15 protein-coding genes are annotated in these 13951 nt (G+C 62.3%); 11 read left to right on the forward strand and 4 right to left on the reverse strand.

What is annotated here, in order from left to right:
* Positions 1 to 59 precede the first annotated feature (59 nt).
* Together rpsT and D8M36_RS00365 are read right to left on the reverse strand one after the other, a co-directional pair.
* The gene (rpsT, locus tag D8M36_RS00360) at positions 60 to 326 is read right to left on the reverse strand and encodes a 30S ribosomal protein S20 (RefSeq protein WP_074296910.1); all 267 of its coding nucleotides are present in this window, start codon (positions 324 to 326) and stop codon (positions 60 to 62) included.
* Positions 327 to 579: 253 nt separating this feature from the next.
* A complete protein-coding gene (locus tag D8M36_RS00365) occupies positions 580 to 1182 on the reverse strand; it encodes a type II toxin-antitoxin system PemK/MazF family toxin (protein WP_126845848.1) in 603 nt (200 codons plus the stop codon).
* A 121-nt stretch (positions 1183 to 1303) separates the two neighbouring features.
* Between D8M36_RS00365 and lepA the strand changes: the two genes are divergently transcribed.
* From lepA to hemW, 3 genes are read left to right on the forward strand one after another with little or no spacing between them, the layout of a single operon-like run.
* A complete protein-coding gene (gene lepA / locus D8M36_RS00370; protein WP_126846610.1) occupies positions 1304 to 3145 on the forward strand; it encodes a translation elongation factor 4 in 1842 nt (613 codons plus the stop codon).
* 11 nt (positions 3146 to 3156) lie between these two features.
* Positions 3157 to 3930 carry an MOSC domain-containing protein gene (locus D8M36_RS00375; RefSeq protein ID WP_126845850.1) on the forward strand — a complete coding sequence of 258 codons (774 nt, stop codon included), beginning with the start codon at positions 3157 to 3159 and terminating at the stop codon, positions 3928 to 3930.
* The gene (gene hemW / locus D8M36_RS00380) at positions 3914 to 5098 is read left to right on the forward strand and encodes a radical SAM family heme chaperone HemW (protein WP_126845852.1); all 1185 of its coding nucleotides are present in this window, start codon (positions 3914 to 3916) and stop codon (positions 5096 to 5098) included. The genes D8M36_RS00375 and hemW overlap by 17 nt, the downstream gene beginning before the upstream one ends.
* A gap of 35 nt (positions 5099 to 5133) precedes the next feature.
* Here hemW and D8M36_RS10040 read toward each other — a convergent pair whose 3' ends face one another.
* Positions 5134 to 5289, reverse strand: coding sequence for a hypothetical protein (locus D8M36_RS10040; RefSeq protein ID WP_153246489.1), 156 nt, complete (start codon positions 5287 to 5289; stop codon positions 5134 to 5136).
* A gap of 314 nt (positions 5290 to 5603) precedes the next feature.
* Positions 5604 to 6485 (reverse strand): DUF3097 domain-containing protein, encoded by an 882-nt coding sequence (locus tag D8M36_RS00385; RefSeq protein ID WP_126845854.1) that lies wholly within the window; start codon positions 6483 to 6485, stop codon positions 5604 to 5606.
* A gap of 125 nt (positions 6486 to 6610) precedes the next feature.
* Between D8M36_RS00385 and hrcA the strand changes: the two genes are divergently transcribed.
* The 8 genes from hrcA (at position 6611) to era (ending at position 13835) form a co-directional block, all read left to right on the forward strand.
* Positions 6611 to 7639, forward strand: a complete 1029-nt coding sequence (gene hrcA, locus D8M36_RS00390; RefSeq protein WP_065247731.1) for a heat-inducible transcriptional repressor HrcA — start codon at positions 6611 to 6613, stop codon at positions 7637 to 7639.
* 33 nt (positions 7640 to 7672) lie between these two features.
* Entirely contained in the window at positions 7673 to 8824 is a 1152-nt protein-coding gene (gene dnaJ, locus D8M36_RS00395) for a molecular chaperone DnaJ (protein ID WP_126845856.1), read from the forward strand.
* Positions 8821 to 9612: a 16S rRNA (uracil(1498)-N(3))-methyltransferase gene (locus D8M36_RS00400; RefSeq protein ID WP_161970171.1), complete on the forward strand. Its 792-nt coding sequence runs from the start codon at positions 8821 to 8823 to the stop codon at positions 9610 to 9612. Before dnaJ ends, D8M36_RS00400 begins: the two co-directional genes overlap by 4 nt.
* 124 nt (positions 9613 to 9736) lie before the next feature.
* Positions 9737 to 10087, forward strand: coding sequence for an HIT domain-containing protein (locus D8M36_RS00405; protein ID WP_126845860.1), 351 nt, complete (start codon positions 9737 to 9739; stop codon positions 10085 to 10087).
* Positions 10088 to 10089: 2 nt separating this feature from the next.
* Positions 10090 to 11097 carry a PhoH family protein gene (locus tag D8M36_RS00410; RefSeq protein ID WP_126845861.1) on the forward strand — a complete coding sequence of 336 codons (1008 nt, stop codon included), beginning with the start codon at positions 10090 to 10092 and terminating at the stop codon, positions 11095 to 11097.
* Complete coding sequence (ybeY, locus tag D8M36_RS00415) at positions 11094 to 11588, forward strand: rRNA maturation RNase YbeY (RefSeq protein ID WP_065247736.1); 495 nt, start codon at positions 11094 to 11096, stop codon at positions 11586 to 11588. Before D8M36_RS00410 ends, ybeY begins: the two co-directional genes overlap by 4 nt.
* Complete coding sequence (locus D8M36_RS00420) at positions 11585 to 12886, forward strand: hemolysin family protein (protein ID WP_126845863.1); 1302 nt, start codon at positions 11585 to 11587, stop codon at positions 12884 to 12886. The genes ybeY and D8M36_RS00420 overlap by 4 nt, the downstream gene beginning before the upstream one ends.
* A 10-nt stretch (positions 12887 to 12896) precedes the next feature.
* Complete coding sequence (gene era / locus D8M36_RS00425; protein ID WP_126845865.1) at positions 12897 to 13835, forward strand: GTPase Era; 939 nt, start codon at positions 12897 to 12899, stop codon at positions 13833 to 13835.
* The last annotated feature ends 116 nt before the right edge of the window (positions 13836 to 13951 follow it).

Below are 13951 nucleotides of genomic sequence, written 5' to 3' on the forward strand. Positions count from 1 at the left end.
AACGAAAAAGGCCCCGCCGAAGCGGGGCCTTCCGTCACGCTAAAACGCGCGCACTATGCTCACTTCTCGAGCGTCGCCACAAGCTTCGCGAGACCCGACTTGCGGTTCGCGGCCTGGTTCTTGTGGATAACGCCCTTCGACACAGCCTTGTCGAGCTTGCGCGAAGCCTCACGAAGAGCCTTGGCCGACGCATCTGCATCGCCAGCGGCAACCGCGGTGCGAACCTTACGCACGTAGGTCTTGAGCTCGCTGCGGTACGCCTTGTTGCGCTCCTGAGCTTTCGCGTTGGTCTTGATGCGCTTGATCTGGGACTTGATGTTTGCCACGAGGTGCCTTTTCTAGATGTTGAGGTGAAACGCCGCTCATGAGAGGTGCTCACGCTCGACGGGGACGGGCGGTGGGGTATCGCCTGGAGACGTCAAACGTTCGCATCACGAACGGAAAAACTCACGCCGGCGCATGCAGTACCACGCCCCAGAGACACGAAAGGGGTGTAAGCACGCCGCACTCAGCGCAGTATGTTCACACATACAGCCGTCAACTCTACCAGCGGCCGGCGCGAAAGCACAGGGCTTCAGCTCACCAGCCGTGTTCTTCGCGTGTGGCATTAGCCACCCGATCAAAGCGAGCCTTGTCGAGCTTGCCGCCCTCGCGTCGCACCTTGGAGGCTTCGAGGCGAATGAGGCGATCGACCCTCACTTCCGAGGGACGGTGCTTGGCGTCCCACGAACCGGTGCCGATGTCCACCCAGCGATTGCCGTGTTCATCGGTGTGATCGCCCTTGCCACGGTCGCGCGAGGTAAGCATGAGTGCCACGATCACGCCATTGCCCTCCTCAGCAAGCACGAGTACGGGGCGGTCTTTGCCCTTCGAGGGATCTTCCTCGAACGGTACCCACGCCCACACGACCTCGCCCGGATCGGGGTTGCCGTCTGCCGCAGGTGCATACGTGATGGTCAGGGGAGCGCTGCTGGCGCGATCGGGGAGCGCGGAGTGCGCTTCGCTTGGGCCGGCACCATCGCGGGTTTGTGGTCCGACGCTTGCCGGGCCAGCGTCGGACCTTTTTCGTTTGTTTTCGAAGGCCCGAACCCCCTCCCGGGCGAGGTGGCCAGCGGCGCGCTGCACCCGCCGGTTTCGGGCGAGTGTGCCAGCGATGGACTTGAGTGACGAGAGAACGCTCATGGTGTGACCGTATCAACCCGTGCGATGGTGGGAGTGAACGGGCCAAAAACGAGTGTGCATGGGACAATGAAGGCATCTTTGCCCGTCGAAAGGATTCCCGTTGACTAGCGCCCCCGCGAACATGCGCGAGATCGAGCCAGCCGCGACCTCCATGGAGAGGATTCGCAACTTCTGCATCATCGCGCACATCGATCATGGCAAATCGACTCTCGCCGACCGCATGCTCCAGCTCACCGGCGTGGTTGATGAGCGTGCGATGCGGGCCCAGTACCTCGACCGCATGGATATCGAACGCGAGCGCGGCATCACGGTGAAAAGCCAGGCCGTGCGCATGCCGTGGGTCGTGGATGGCGAGGCTTATGCGCTCAACATGATCGACACGCCGGGCCACGTGGACTTCACCTACGAGGTCTCGCGTTCGCTCGCGGCGTGCGAAGGCGCGATTTTGCTGGTCGATGCCGCGCAGGGGATCGAGGCACAGACCCTCGCGAACCTCTACCTCGCGCTCGATAACGACCTTGAGATCATCCCCGTGCTCAACAAAATTGATCTGCCGGCTGCCGATCCGGAAAAGTACGCCGCGGAGATCGCCCAGCTGGTGGGCTGCGAACCCGAAGACGTGCTCAAGGTTTCCGGTAAGACCGGCGAGGGAGTTGAGGCGCTTCTCGATCACGTTGTACGCACGATTCCGAAGCCCCATGGGCGCATCGATGCGCCCTCGCGCGCGATGATTTTCGATTCCGTGTACGACACCTATCGGGGCGTTGTCACGTATGTGCGTGTGGTTGACGGGCAACTCGACTCGCGAGAGAAAATTCAGATGATGTCAACCGGTGCGACTCACGAACTGCTTGAGCTCGGCGTGATTTCGCCCGAGCCGAAGCCCACGAAGGGGCTCGGCCCCGGCGAGGTCGGCTACCTCATTACGGGCGTGAAAGACGTGCGCCAGTCGAAGGTCGGTGACACCGTGACCGCTGCGCTGCGCGGCGCCGAAGAACCGCTAGCCGGCTACTCCGAACCGAAGCCGATGGTGTTCTCGGGGCTCTTCCCGATTGATGGCTCCGACTACCCGGCGCTTCGCGACGCGCTCGACAAGCTCAAACTCAATGACGCCGCGCTCAACTATGAGCCCGAGACCTCGACCGCGCTTGGCTTCGGTTTCCGCGTGGGCTTTTTGGGCCTGCTTCACCTCGAAATTGTGCGCGAGAGGCTCGAGCGCGAATTCAACCTGGACCTGATCTCGACTGCGCCGAGCGTGATCTACCACGTGACCATGGAGGACGGCACCGAGGTCGAAGTTCTCAACCCCTCGGACTTCCCTGAGGGCAAGGTTCACGAGATCCGCGAACCCGTCGCGAAATCCACGATTCTCGTGCCCAAGGAATTCGTGGGCACCGTTATGGAACTGTGCCAGTCAAAACGCGGAACGATGAAGGGCATGGACTACCTGAGCGAAGACCGCGTGGAGCTTCGGTACACCCTTCCCCTTGCCGAAATCGTGTTCGACTTCTTCGACCAGCTCAAGAGCCGAACGAAGGGCTATGCCTCGCTCGATTACGACGTGCAGGGTGAGGAAGCGGCCGATCTGGTCAAGGTGGACATGCTGCTTCAGGGCGAAACGGTGGACGCCTTCAGCGCGATTGTGCACCGCGATAAGGCCTACCACTACGGCGTAGAGATGGCCGGTAAGCTCAAGAACCTCATTCCTCGCCAGCAGTTCGAGGTGCCCATCCAGGCGGCGATCGGTTCGCGCATCATCGCTCGCGAGAACATCCGCGCGATCCGCAAGGACGTGCTCTCCAAGTGCTACGGCGGCGACATCTCACGTAAGCGCAAGCTGCTCGAGAAGCAGAAGGAAGGCAAGAAGCGCATGAAGTCGATCGGCTCGGTTGACGTGCCGCAGGAAGCGTTCATCGCGGCTCTGCGCTCGGACGGCGGCTCGGCCGACGGCAAAAACAAGTGAGAGGCGCGAACATGAACGTTGAACCGCTTTCGGTCACCATTACTGACGCCCCGGCGCGCGTGGTCTCGACGTGCACGGTGGATTCCCTCTTCCACGTCGAAGCAACGGGGATTCGCTCGGGGATCAACAAGGTCCCACGCCCGGAGGGGATCAAGCTCTTGACGCACGGCGTGCTCGGCGACGTGCAGGGCGATACCGAACATCACGGCGGCCTTTTCAAAGCCGTGTACGCGTTCGCCCGCGAAACTCGCGAGGAGCTTGCTCGCCAAGAAGGTTTTAGTGGTCTGCCCGACGGCGCCTTCGGCGAAAATCTGGTCACGGAGGGCATTGATACCGACGAGGTCGTCATCGGCTCGCGCTGGCGGATCGGTGGTGCCGAGCTTGAGGCGAGCGTGCCGCGCCAACCCTGCAAGACCTTTGCCGTCTGGATGGGGCGCTTCGCCGATCAGGTGGGGCTCGAACAGCGGGGCCCGTGGGGACGCCGTTTCACTGCCTACGGCAAGTGCGGCGCGTACTTCCGCATCGTGCGCGAGGGCGTTGTGCGCCCGGGCGATGAGATCGAGGTCCTGTCGGTTCCCGAGCACGGCGTCAGTATCGGCGAAATATTCCGCGGGCTCACGGGCGAGATTGATCCGGCGAGCGCCAACGCGCTCCTTAGCTGGGCCCGCGACACTGAAACGCCCGTGTACACGTCTATGGCAAGGGGGTGCCTCGCGGCGCTCCAAAGTGCCGATATCGCGTTCGAATTCCCCGCCTCGCTCATCACTGATGGCCGCGGCAACTAACGCCAAGGGCCGATGCCTCTCGGTCTATATTCATGTGCCGTTCTGCGCGGTGCGGTGCGGGTACTGCGACTTCAACACCTACACCGCGAAGGAACTCGGCGGCGGAGGCTCCCAGGCCGAATACCCCGCTAATGCGATGCGCGAAATGGATCTCACGCTCGCGGATGATGAAGCGTCGGGCTTTTCTTACGACCGAGTTGACACGGTGTTCTTTGGCGGCGGAACCCCCACGCTGCTTCCTGCCGATGACCAGGCGCGCATGCTCGCGCACCTCACCTCGCTCATCCCTCTCGCTTCCGATGTCGAGGTGACGACCGAAGCGAACCCCGATTCCGTCACGCGAGACTCCCTCTTCCGCCTCGCCGATGCCGGATTTACTCGCGTCAGCTTTGGGATGCAATCGGCGGTGCCGCGCGTGCTTGCGATCCTCGACCGCACCCACAACCCCGAATCCGTGCCACGGGCCGTCGCGTGGGCCCGGGAAGCGGGCCTTCAAGTGAGTCTCGACATGATTTATGGAACGCCGGCGGAGTCGCTCACGGACGTCGAGACCACGATTGACGCGATCACCGAGATGCAGCCGGATCACGTGAGTGCCTACTCGCTCATCGTCGAGGGCAACACCAAAATGGCCCGCCAGCTGCGCCGCGGCGAGCTCAACGAGCCCGATCCGGACTTCATGGCCGATGCCTACGAACTCATCGCCGACCGCACGCGAGCCGCGGGTTTCGAGTGGTACGAGGTCTCGAATTTCGCGCGGGGCGAGGAGTTTCAGTGCCGCCATAATCTCGCCTACTGGCGGGGCCGCGACTGGTGGGGGATCGGCCCCGGCGCGCATCGACACCGCGACGGCTACCGCTCGTGGAACCTCAAGCACCCCTCGCGCTACGCGGCGGCTCTTGCGCAGAACCGGCTTCCCGTGGATGGCTCCGAGCAGGTCTCTGATGAGGATCGCGCGCTCGAACGCCTCATGCTCGAGATGCGCCTTCGCGAAGGATTTTCCGCGGCGAGTAATCCGCTCACCTCGAGCGATGAGGCACGCGAGGTGCTCGAGCGGCACGTGGCGGCGGGGCGGTTGGATGCGACTGCGTGGGATAACGGGATCGTGAGGCTTTCCGACGCCGGCCGGCTTGTCGCCGATGCCATTACGCGCGATGTTTTGCCTTGAGAGCGCCTTTGAAGCGGCGAAGACTCGGGTGATCCCTACGATTCATGTTGATCACTTTCGTTGTCCGCGTTCTTATGCCGGGCAACGAATTGTTGAAGAACGGTAAAAATGAGAAAGCCGAGAAGCAGGATCGCCACGATCATCACGACAACAACGAAAATGACCATAAACCACGCGGACCTAAAAATCATGAGATTCCTACGCTTTCGAAAGTCGCGGATGGCCCGATTTTACACCTACCTGAACCCATCGCGTGCTTTAGGTCACGTTTAGTGCAGATGAAGGCCCGGAGAGGCGGACGGGCAGTCGTGACGTCCGTTAGGGGAGTGCGCGATGTCTCGGTTGCGGCTTACAGCTTGATCTTGAATGAATACAGAGCACCGCATGGTTTTTGGCAGAAGCGGGGACTCGGCCGCTTAGTCGACGCTTCCGATGGTCCTTGAGCGCGGGCGAGGTAAGCGTCGGATTTGGCCCCGTGTCCAAACCCCCACAACCCCTATGCAATTCAGGGAGTGGCGGTGACGAAGTCGATCAGTTCCTCGATACGCCCGCTAAGGGTCGGCTCGACATCCGCGTACGAGCGCACCCGCCCGAGAATCTTCTGCCACCCTTCGGCGATATCCGCCTGCGACTCGGCAGGGAGCCCGAGCGCTCTGAGCGAGCCGACCTTGATGTCTGTTCCCTTGGGGATGTGGGGCCACTTCTCGAGCCCTACGCGAGCGGGTTTGACGGCCTGCCACACGTCCACGTACGGGTGGCCGAGGATCAGCGCATGCTCCCGCATGCCCTTCTCCCGCATCACGGATTCGGCGATCCGCGTTTCTTTCGAACCGGGAACGAGATGATCAACGAGGATCCCGAGCCTGCGGCCTGGGCCCGGCCGGAAAGCCCGAACGCGCTCGAGAAGATTATCGGCGCCATCGAGCATTTCGACAGCAACGCCCTCGATACGCAGGTCATGCCCCCACACCTTCTCCACGAGTTCCGCATCGTGCTTGCCTTCCACCCAAATCCGCGAGTCCCGCGCCACGCGGGCACGCACCCCTTCAACGTAGGTTGAGCCCGAGGCGCTGCGTTTAGGGGCCGACGTTTGCCGAGCAGCCGTCGGACCGCCCTTCGTAGGGGGAACGAGGCGGACGGGTTTCCCATCGATCAAAAACCCCGGGCCGAGGCGGAAGGTGCGCAGCCGGTGGTGGCGATCCTCGAGCTCGACGATGTGGATGCCGCCAGACTTTTCCACGCGCGTAACGGCGCCAACCCAGCCGGTTTGGACATCCTCGACGACGAGCCCGCGCTCGGCGGGGACATCCCTGCTCGCGGGGCGTTTCGGGTGAAAGGCATCCCCGGTACCGGAAAGGACGTCGTGGCCGTAGCGATCGATATTCACGGCGGTTTACGCTACCAGGGGCGTGTTCGCTCACAGGGGATCGCCACACCGTGCGAGGAGCGAGCAGTGCGCGTAGTATTGGCACTCGAAGCCCGTGACTGCTAATGCGCGAAAGGATGAGACACATGGATGAGCGCAAGCTCAGCATCCTCGGCGCAATCGTGGAAGATTACGTGGCGACCCGCGAACCCGTGGGCTCGAAGTCACTGCTGGAACGTCACGAGCTAGGCGTGAGTGCCGCGACCGTACGCAACGACATGTCGGTGCTCGAAGAAGAGGGGCTCATCATGCAGCCCCACACCTCGGCGGGGCGCATCCCCACCGATAAGGGCTACCGCGTGTTCGTCGATTACGTCGCGCAGGTCAAGCCCCTTTCAGCGCCCGAGCGTCGCGCAATCCACACGTTCTTCGACGGTGCCCACGACCTCGATGATCTGCTGTCCCGCACGGTGCGTCTGCTCTCACGCCTCACGAATCAAGTCGCCGTTGTGCAGTACCCCGCGTTGCGCCAGGCTCACGTGCGCCACGTTGAACTCGTGAAGACTTCCGAAACCCTCTTGCTCGTTGTGCTCATCACCGATGCGGGCCGGGTGGATCAGCAAACAATTTCTCTTCAGCACTCGCAGGATGCCGCGTTCTATGAACGCCTGCGCGAGCGCATCAATCGCGTGTGCGCATCGAGGCCCGTGACCTCAGTGGGCGGGGACCTCAATGCACTCCTCGAGGAGGAATCCGCATCAACACGCGCTGCCGCCACCGAAGTGCTCGAGGCGCTCGGCGAACTGCTTGCCTCGCGTCGCGAGGATCGTATGATCGTCGGCGGCGTCTCGAACCTCGCGCGCGGTGAACAGTTCTCGCGCGAAGTTGGCCCCATGCTCGACCTCCTCGAGGAGCAACTCGTGCTTTTGCGGCTTCTTGGCGAGATGCATTCGAACTTCGGCGAGGTCGACGTGCTGATCGGCGAGGAGCTCAGTAGCGTTTCCGGTGATGCTCTTCAGCGCGCAGCCCTCGTGGGGAGCGCCTATACCGAAGCGGCTGGTGGCGCTTCGCCGTCTTCACGCATTGCGATCCTCGGCCCTTCGAGCATGGATTACGTGACCTCCATATCTTCCGTGCGCGCCGTCGCCCGGTATATTTCCCGTTTCATCGGTTAAGAACTGCACCCAACTCTCAAGGAACCACACTTCGTGAACGACGATTTTTACGAGATCCTCGGCGTCTCCAAAGACGCCAGCGCGGACGAGATCAAGAAGGCCTACCGTAAAAAGGCCCGCAAGCTTCACCCCGACGTGAACCCCGATCCTTCTGCGGCCGATCAAATGAAGAAGGTCTCGCAAGCCTACGAGACGCTTTCCAATCCTGAAAAGCGTCGCATGTATGACATGGGCGGGCAGAGCCCGTTCGGCGGCGGTGGTTTCGGTGGCTTCGGTGGGGGAGCGACGTTCGACTTCTCCGACCTGTTTGAGGCGTTTGCGGGCGCGAGTAGCATGGGCGGGCGCGGGCGCGGCCCCATTCCCCGTGAGCGGCGCGGCAACGACATTCTCCGACGCATGACGCTCGAACTCGACGACGTTGTGTTCGGCTCCGAAAAAGAGCTCACGTTCCCGACGGCTGTCACCTGTTCACGCTGCCACGGCAATTGCTGTGAACCGGGAACCGGAACGAAGAAATGCTCCGTGTGCAGCGGAAGCGGCCACGTGCAGCGCACCGTGAACTCGCTTCTTGGACAGATGGTGCAACTCGCGCCCTGCTCGGCCTGCCAGGGGCACGGCACGACGATCGAGAACCCCTGCAGCGAGTGCCAGGGACACGGACGCGTACAGGAGGAGCGCACGATCACGCTTCGCGTGCCCGCAGGTATCGATACCGGCCGCCGCATTCAGCTTCGTGGCGAAGGCGAAGCGGGCGAGGCCGGCGGCCCCGCCGGCGATCTGTTCGTCGAAGTGCGTGTCAAGGAGCATGAAATCTTCCACCGCGAGGGCTACGACCTGCTCGCGCGTCTCACGATCTCGATGGTGGCCGCGGCCCTCGGCACGAAGGCCACGCTCACGACCTTTGACGGTGAGCGCGAGGTCGAAATCAAGCCGGGCACCCAACCGGGCGATGTGATTCGCATGCGGAACCTCGGTGTGACCTCGCTTCGCGGCGATTCGCGTGGCGACATCCTCATCGAAGTAGGCGTCGAGATCCCGAAGAAGCTTTCGGGAGCCGAAAAAGATCTCCTCGCGAAGTTCGGCGAGATGCGTAACGAACCCGACCTTCGCTCAGCGGCGAAAAATGCCCAGCACAGCGATGGCGGCGTCTTCGCGAAACTCCGCGAGAAATTCCGCGATCTGTGAGCCTCAAGAACTTCCTTCTCCTCGAGGGCACTCTCGAGGACGCCACCGCCGGAAGCTCAATCGAGATCGGCGGGGACGAAGGGCACCACGGGGCGCGCGTCATGCGGCTTCGCCCGGGCGAGAACATCCTCGTGACGGACACGGACGGATACCAGGTGGAAGCTACCGTCACGAGCGTCTCGAAGAGCAGCTTCGACATTCAGCTGTGCAGCGCGCCCATGCACGAGCCAGCGCCGGAGACGACATTTGTGCTCGTCCAAGCGCTCGCTAAGGGGGGCCGCGACGAATCGGCGATTGAAATGGCGACCGAACTCGGCGTGGACCGAGTGATTCCGTGGCAAGCGGACCGCAGCGTCGTCCAGTGGAAGGGTGTGAAGGAAGAAAAGGGGCGCGAGAAATGGCGCTCGCGCATTATCGCCGCGGTCAAGCAATCGCGCCGCGCACGCATCCCTGCCCTGGAGACCGCTGTGACGAGTGCGGAACTTGTGCCCCTCATCGAGAGTGCGGTTTCTCGTGGGGCCATGGTCCTTGCTCTCCACGAGAGTGCAACCGAGAGGCTCGGTGGAGTGACTCGCGAGCTCGCGATGCGCGCCGCGAACGCGGGAGAAATGCCTGGGGAAGTGTGGGTCCTCGTCGGTCCCGAAGGGGGCATAAGCGACGAGGAGATTCGCCGATTTTCCGCCGCCGGCGCGGCCCCAGTTCTACTCGGGAACGAGATTCTTCGGGCGTCAAGCGCGGGACCAGCGGCTCTTGCCGCACTCTGCTCGGTGATCGGTCGATGGCAGTAGCTCGTTCACAATGACACCCGTGGCCCCAGGTGCACGCTCGAAGGCGTCGGACCCCACACGTGCGCACACCGCTTGCCCACTAGACTGGTGGGGCCAACGCTCTCATGCACCCGAGGAGGAGCCGATGACCACCACCGATCCGAACTGTATCTTCTGCAAGATCGTTGCTGGCGAGATCCCGTCGACCAAGGTCTACGAGGACGCCAACGTCGTGTGCTTCAAGGACCTCGAACCCAAAGCTCCCGTGCACGTGCTCGCCGTGCCCAAGGAGCACTACGCCAACATCGTGGAACTCTCCGCCAATAAAGACCTGCTCGCCGCGGTCGTCAAGGCCGCGGGCGCCGTTGCGAAGGAACAGGCCCAGGGGGAGTTCCGCTTCATTTTCAACACCGGTGAAAGCGCTGGCCAAAGCGTTTTCCATGTACACGGACATATTCTCGCCGGTACGCCCCAGTCTGAAGGAGACCTCTTCTAACCGTGCAGGAGACCACCGATATTCTCGAGCGCTACGTCGCGATCCCCGATCACTTGCGCCCCGTTGCCGTCCTCGGCGCGAACGACCAGGCACTCAACGTCATCGAAAAAATCATGCCGGACATCGACGTGTCGATGCGCGGGCACCAGATCACGTTGCGCGGACCGGAAGGCTCGCTCGATCGCGCAGCCGCGATCATGAACTCCCTTATTGAAATCGCCGCGAGCGGCGAAACCGTGACGGGTGAGGCGGTCCACCGCGCGGCGGAACTCTACGGCGATGATCGACGCCGGGATCAGCACGTGTCGCAGATCCTCAGCCAGTCCGTGCTCTCGTCCCGGGGCCGTACGATCCGCCCGAAGACCGTTGGGCAAAAAGAATACGTGGACGCGATCGACGAGAACACCATCGTGTTTGGCATTGGCCCCGCGGGCACCGGCAAAACATACCTCGCCGTCGCGAAAGCCGTGCGGGCTCTGCTCGATAAGCAGATCAACCGCATCATTCTCACCCGCCCCGCGGTCGAAGCAGGGGAGAGGCTCGGCTTCCTCCCGGGCACGCTCAACGAGAAGATCGACCCGTACCTGCGCCCGCTTTACGATGCCCTCCACGACATGCTCGATCCCGAGTCGATTCCGCGCCTCATGGGCGCCGGAACCATCGAGGTTGCTCCGCTCGCCTACATGCGCGGGCGCACCCTCAACGATGCCTTCATCATTCTTGACGAGGCACAGAACACCACGGCCGAACAGATGAAAATGTTCCTCACGCGCCTTGGGTTCAATTCGACAATGGTCATCACGGGAGATGCCACCCAGGTCGACCTTCCGGGCGGAACGAAGAGTGGCCTCAAGGTCGTTGAGCGAATCCTCGGCAACGTTGACGACATCGCCTTTTGCCACTTGAGCTCGAAGGACGTTGTGCGCCACCGCCTCGTGAGTGACATCGTTGATGCCTACGCACGCTGGGATCTTTCCGAGTTCTCTCCGAAAAAGAAGGCCAAGCGATGAGCATCGAAGTCAATAATGAGACCACCGCGAAGATCGACGCGCGCGAATTCGTGGACCTTGCCCGATATGTCTTTGATGCGATGTTCCTGCATCCCGCAACGGAACTCTCCATCACGTTCGTGGATGAGAGCGCAATGAGCGACCTTCACGAGGAGTGGATGGACCTCGAGGGCCCCACCGACGTGATGAGTTTCCCCATGGATGAATTGCGCGAGGGAAGCGAAGGCGAGCTCGCCCCCGAAGGGCTTCTCGGCGATATCGTCATCTGCCCCTCCGTTGCCGCCACCCAGGCGCGCATTGCGGGGCACAGCACCGAAGAAGAGATGCTCCTTTTGCTCACGCACGGCATCCTTCACCTGCTTGGCTACGACCATGTTGAACCCGAGGATGAACGCGTGATGTTCACGCTCCAGCGCAAGCTTCTCCTCACGTTCCTCGCGGGCCGTACCTCGCGGGTGGGCATCTCCGATACCGGGGGTCCGCGCCCGTGAACACGATCGCTATTCTTATTCCCCTCGCCATCATCGCGATCATCCTCGCGGTGTGTTTCTCGGCGGCCGATGCCGCCCTGAGCACGCTGTCGCGCCACAGCATCGAACGCTACTTTGAGGATGAGGAGAAGAAGCGCGACCGCATCCTCACGATGCACGATGACACGCACACGACGTTCGCGACCATTGCGCTCGGGCGCGTCCTTGCCGAGGCAACCTACGCGGTCATCATTACGGCCTGCATGTTCGAGAGCCTCGAGGGCCTGTGGCTTCCGTTGCTCCTCGCGATCACGGTGACGTTCCTCGTGTCCTTTATGGGAGCCTCCGTCTCGCCTCGAACCCTCGGGCGTCGCGCTCCAGAGAAGACAATCTCGGTTCTCGTCCCCCTCGTGCGCTTCGCTCGCATTGTGCTCGCGGTGCCGTCGAAGGTGCTCATCCATATCTCCAATGCCTTTACCCCCGGCGGCAAGGTTGCGGGAGGTCCCTTCGCCACCGAAGAAGAGCTTCGCCACTTCGTTGATCGAGCGAGCGAAACCGAGGCGCTCGAAGACGACGAACGCAACATGATCAAGGGCGTGTTCGACCTCGACGACACGATGATTCGCGAGGTCATGGTGCCGCGCACCGACATGGTCACGATCGATGCGGATGCAACAGCCAATAAAGCGATGCGCCTCTTCGTGCGTTCGGGCTACAGCCGCATCCCCGTGATCGGTGAAGAGGGCGTTGACGACTTAAAGGGCATGCTTTACTTCAAGGACGTCATGCGCGTGATCCACTCGCCGTGGAATCCAGGTGGGGATCGCCCCGTCACCGAGATCATGCGGCCCGTGAAGTTCTACCCGGAGTTTCTTACCGCGGACCGGGTCATGGAGGAAATGCGCACCTCGCGCGTCCACGTGGGCATCCCCGTCGACGAGTACGGAGGCGTCGCCGGCATCGTCACCATCGAGGACATCCTGGAAGAAATCGTGGGCGAAATTGCCGACGAGCACGACCGTCGTGAACACGAGGCGGAAAAGGTTTCCGACGCTGAATACCGCGTGCCCTCGCGCATGACCGTCGTCGAGGTGGGGGAACTCTTCGATCTCGAGATTGAAGATGAAGATGTCGATACGATCGGTGGCCTTCTCGCGAAAACCGTTGGCCGAGTGCCCATCATCGGAGCCGAAGGGGACGCGCACGGTCTCCACATGGAGGCCGATCGCACGAGCGGCAGGCGCAAGCAGGTCTCGGCGATCCTCGTGAGCCGCGCCCCGCGCGAGACGGCCAACGATTCGCGCGAGAGCGACGACTAGGAGAGCAAAGGTGGAAACTGTGCATCGAAGTGGCTTCGTCGCGCTCGTGGGCAGGCCTAACGTGGGTAAATCGACGCTCACGAACGCGATGGTAGGCGACAAAGTCGCGATCACGAGTTCGAAACCCCAAACGACGAGGCGCGCGATCCGAGGGATCGTGAGCCGCGAAAACGATCAGATCATTATCGTGGACACGCCGGGTGTGCACCGACCGCGTACCCTTTTGGGTAAGCGCCTCAACGATCTTGTACGCGAGACCCTGGCCGAGGTTGACGTCGTGGGCTTTTGCCTTCCGGCGGATCAGAAGATCGGGCCCGGCGACCGCTATATCGCGGAGGATCTTCGGCAGTTGCGAGGCAACCGTCGGACCCCCGCGATCGTGGCGATCGTGACGAAAGCGGACCTCGTGAGCCGTGATGATCTGGCCGCCCACCTCATGGAAGTTGAGCGATTCGTTCAGGCGGAGGACATTGTTCCCATCTCCGCCGTCGAGGGACAACAGATCGACGTTCTCATGGACGTCATCGCCTCGCACCTTCCCGAAGGACCGGCACTCTACCCGGATGATCAACTCACCGAGGAGAGCGTGAGCGACCGTATCGCGGAGCTTGTGCGTGAGGCGGCCCTCGAGGGCGTCCGCGACGAGCTTCCACATTCGCTCGCGGTCGTGGTCGAGGAGATCGTCGAGGAGTCTCTCGATGGAGATCCGTTTGCCGAGGTGGCACCAGGGGAGGGGCGGCTTGTGGTACGCGTGTCCCTCTTCGTCGAACGCGATTCGCAAAAGGGCATCGTGATTGGCAAGGGCGGCAAGCGTCTCAAGCAGGTCGGCACGCGGGCGCGCCGCGGTATTCGGGATCTCATGGACCGCCCCGTTCATCTCGATATTCGCGTCAAGGTCGCGAAGGATTGGCAGCGTGACCCGAAACAGCTCGGCCGCCTGGGCTTCTAATATTTTGGGCGTTTTCATCTCACAGTTTGAGTGTCCGACGGTTGCCGCCCTGAGGTTTGCGCCCTCAGGTGTAAGGTGACGGCCATGAACCGTCACGCTCGTACCGTCTCCGCGAC

This window comes from Dermabacter sp. HSID17554, assembly GCF_003989295.1.
Classification (GTDB): domain Bacteria; phylum Actinomycetota; class Actinomycetes; order Actinomycetales; family Dermabacteraceae; genus Dermabacter; species Dermabacter vaginalis.

Excerpts from the sequence above, each read along its gene's own strand:
- D8M36_RS00375 (WP_126845850.1), top strand. The coding sequence starts at position 3,157 with ATGAACGTTGAACCGCTTTCGGTCACCATTACTGACGCCCCGGCGCGC.
- D8M36_RS00365 (WP_126845848.1), bottom strand. The coding sequence starts at position 1,182 with ATGAGCGTTCTCTCGTCACTCAAGTCCATCGCTGGCACACTCGCCCGA.
- D8M36_RS00405 (WP_126845860.1), top strand. The coding sequence starts at position 9,737 with ATGACCACCACCGATCCGAACTGTATCTTCTGCAAGATCGTTGCTGGC.
- D8M36_RS10040 (WP_153246489.1), bottom strand. The coding sequence starts at position 5,289 with ATGATTTTTAGGTCCGCGTGGTTTATGGTCATTTTCGTTGTTGTCGTG.
- lepA (WP_126846610.1), top strand. The coding sequence starts at position 1,304 with ATGCGCGAGATCGAGCCAGCCGCGACCTCCATGGAGAGGATTCGCAAC.
- hemW (WP_126845852.1), top strand. The coding sequence starts at position 3,914 with ATGGCCGCGGCAACTAACGCCAAGGGCCGATGCCTCTCGGTCTATATT.
- hrcA (WP_065247731.1), top strand. The coding sequence starts at position 6,611 with ATGGATGAGCGCAAGCTCAGCATCCTCGGCGCAATCGTGGAAGATTAC.
- ybeY (WP_065247736.1), top strand. The coding sequence starts at position 11,094 with ATGAGCATCGAAGTCAATAATGAGACCACCGCGAAGATCGACGCGCGC.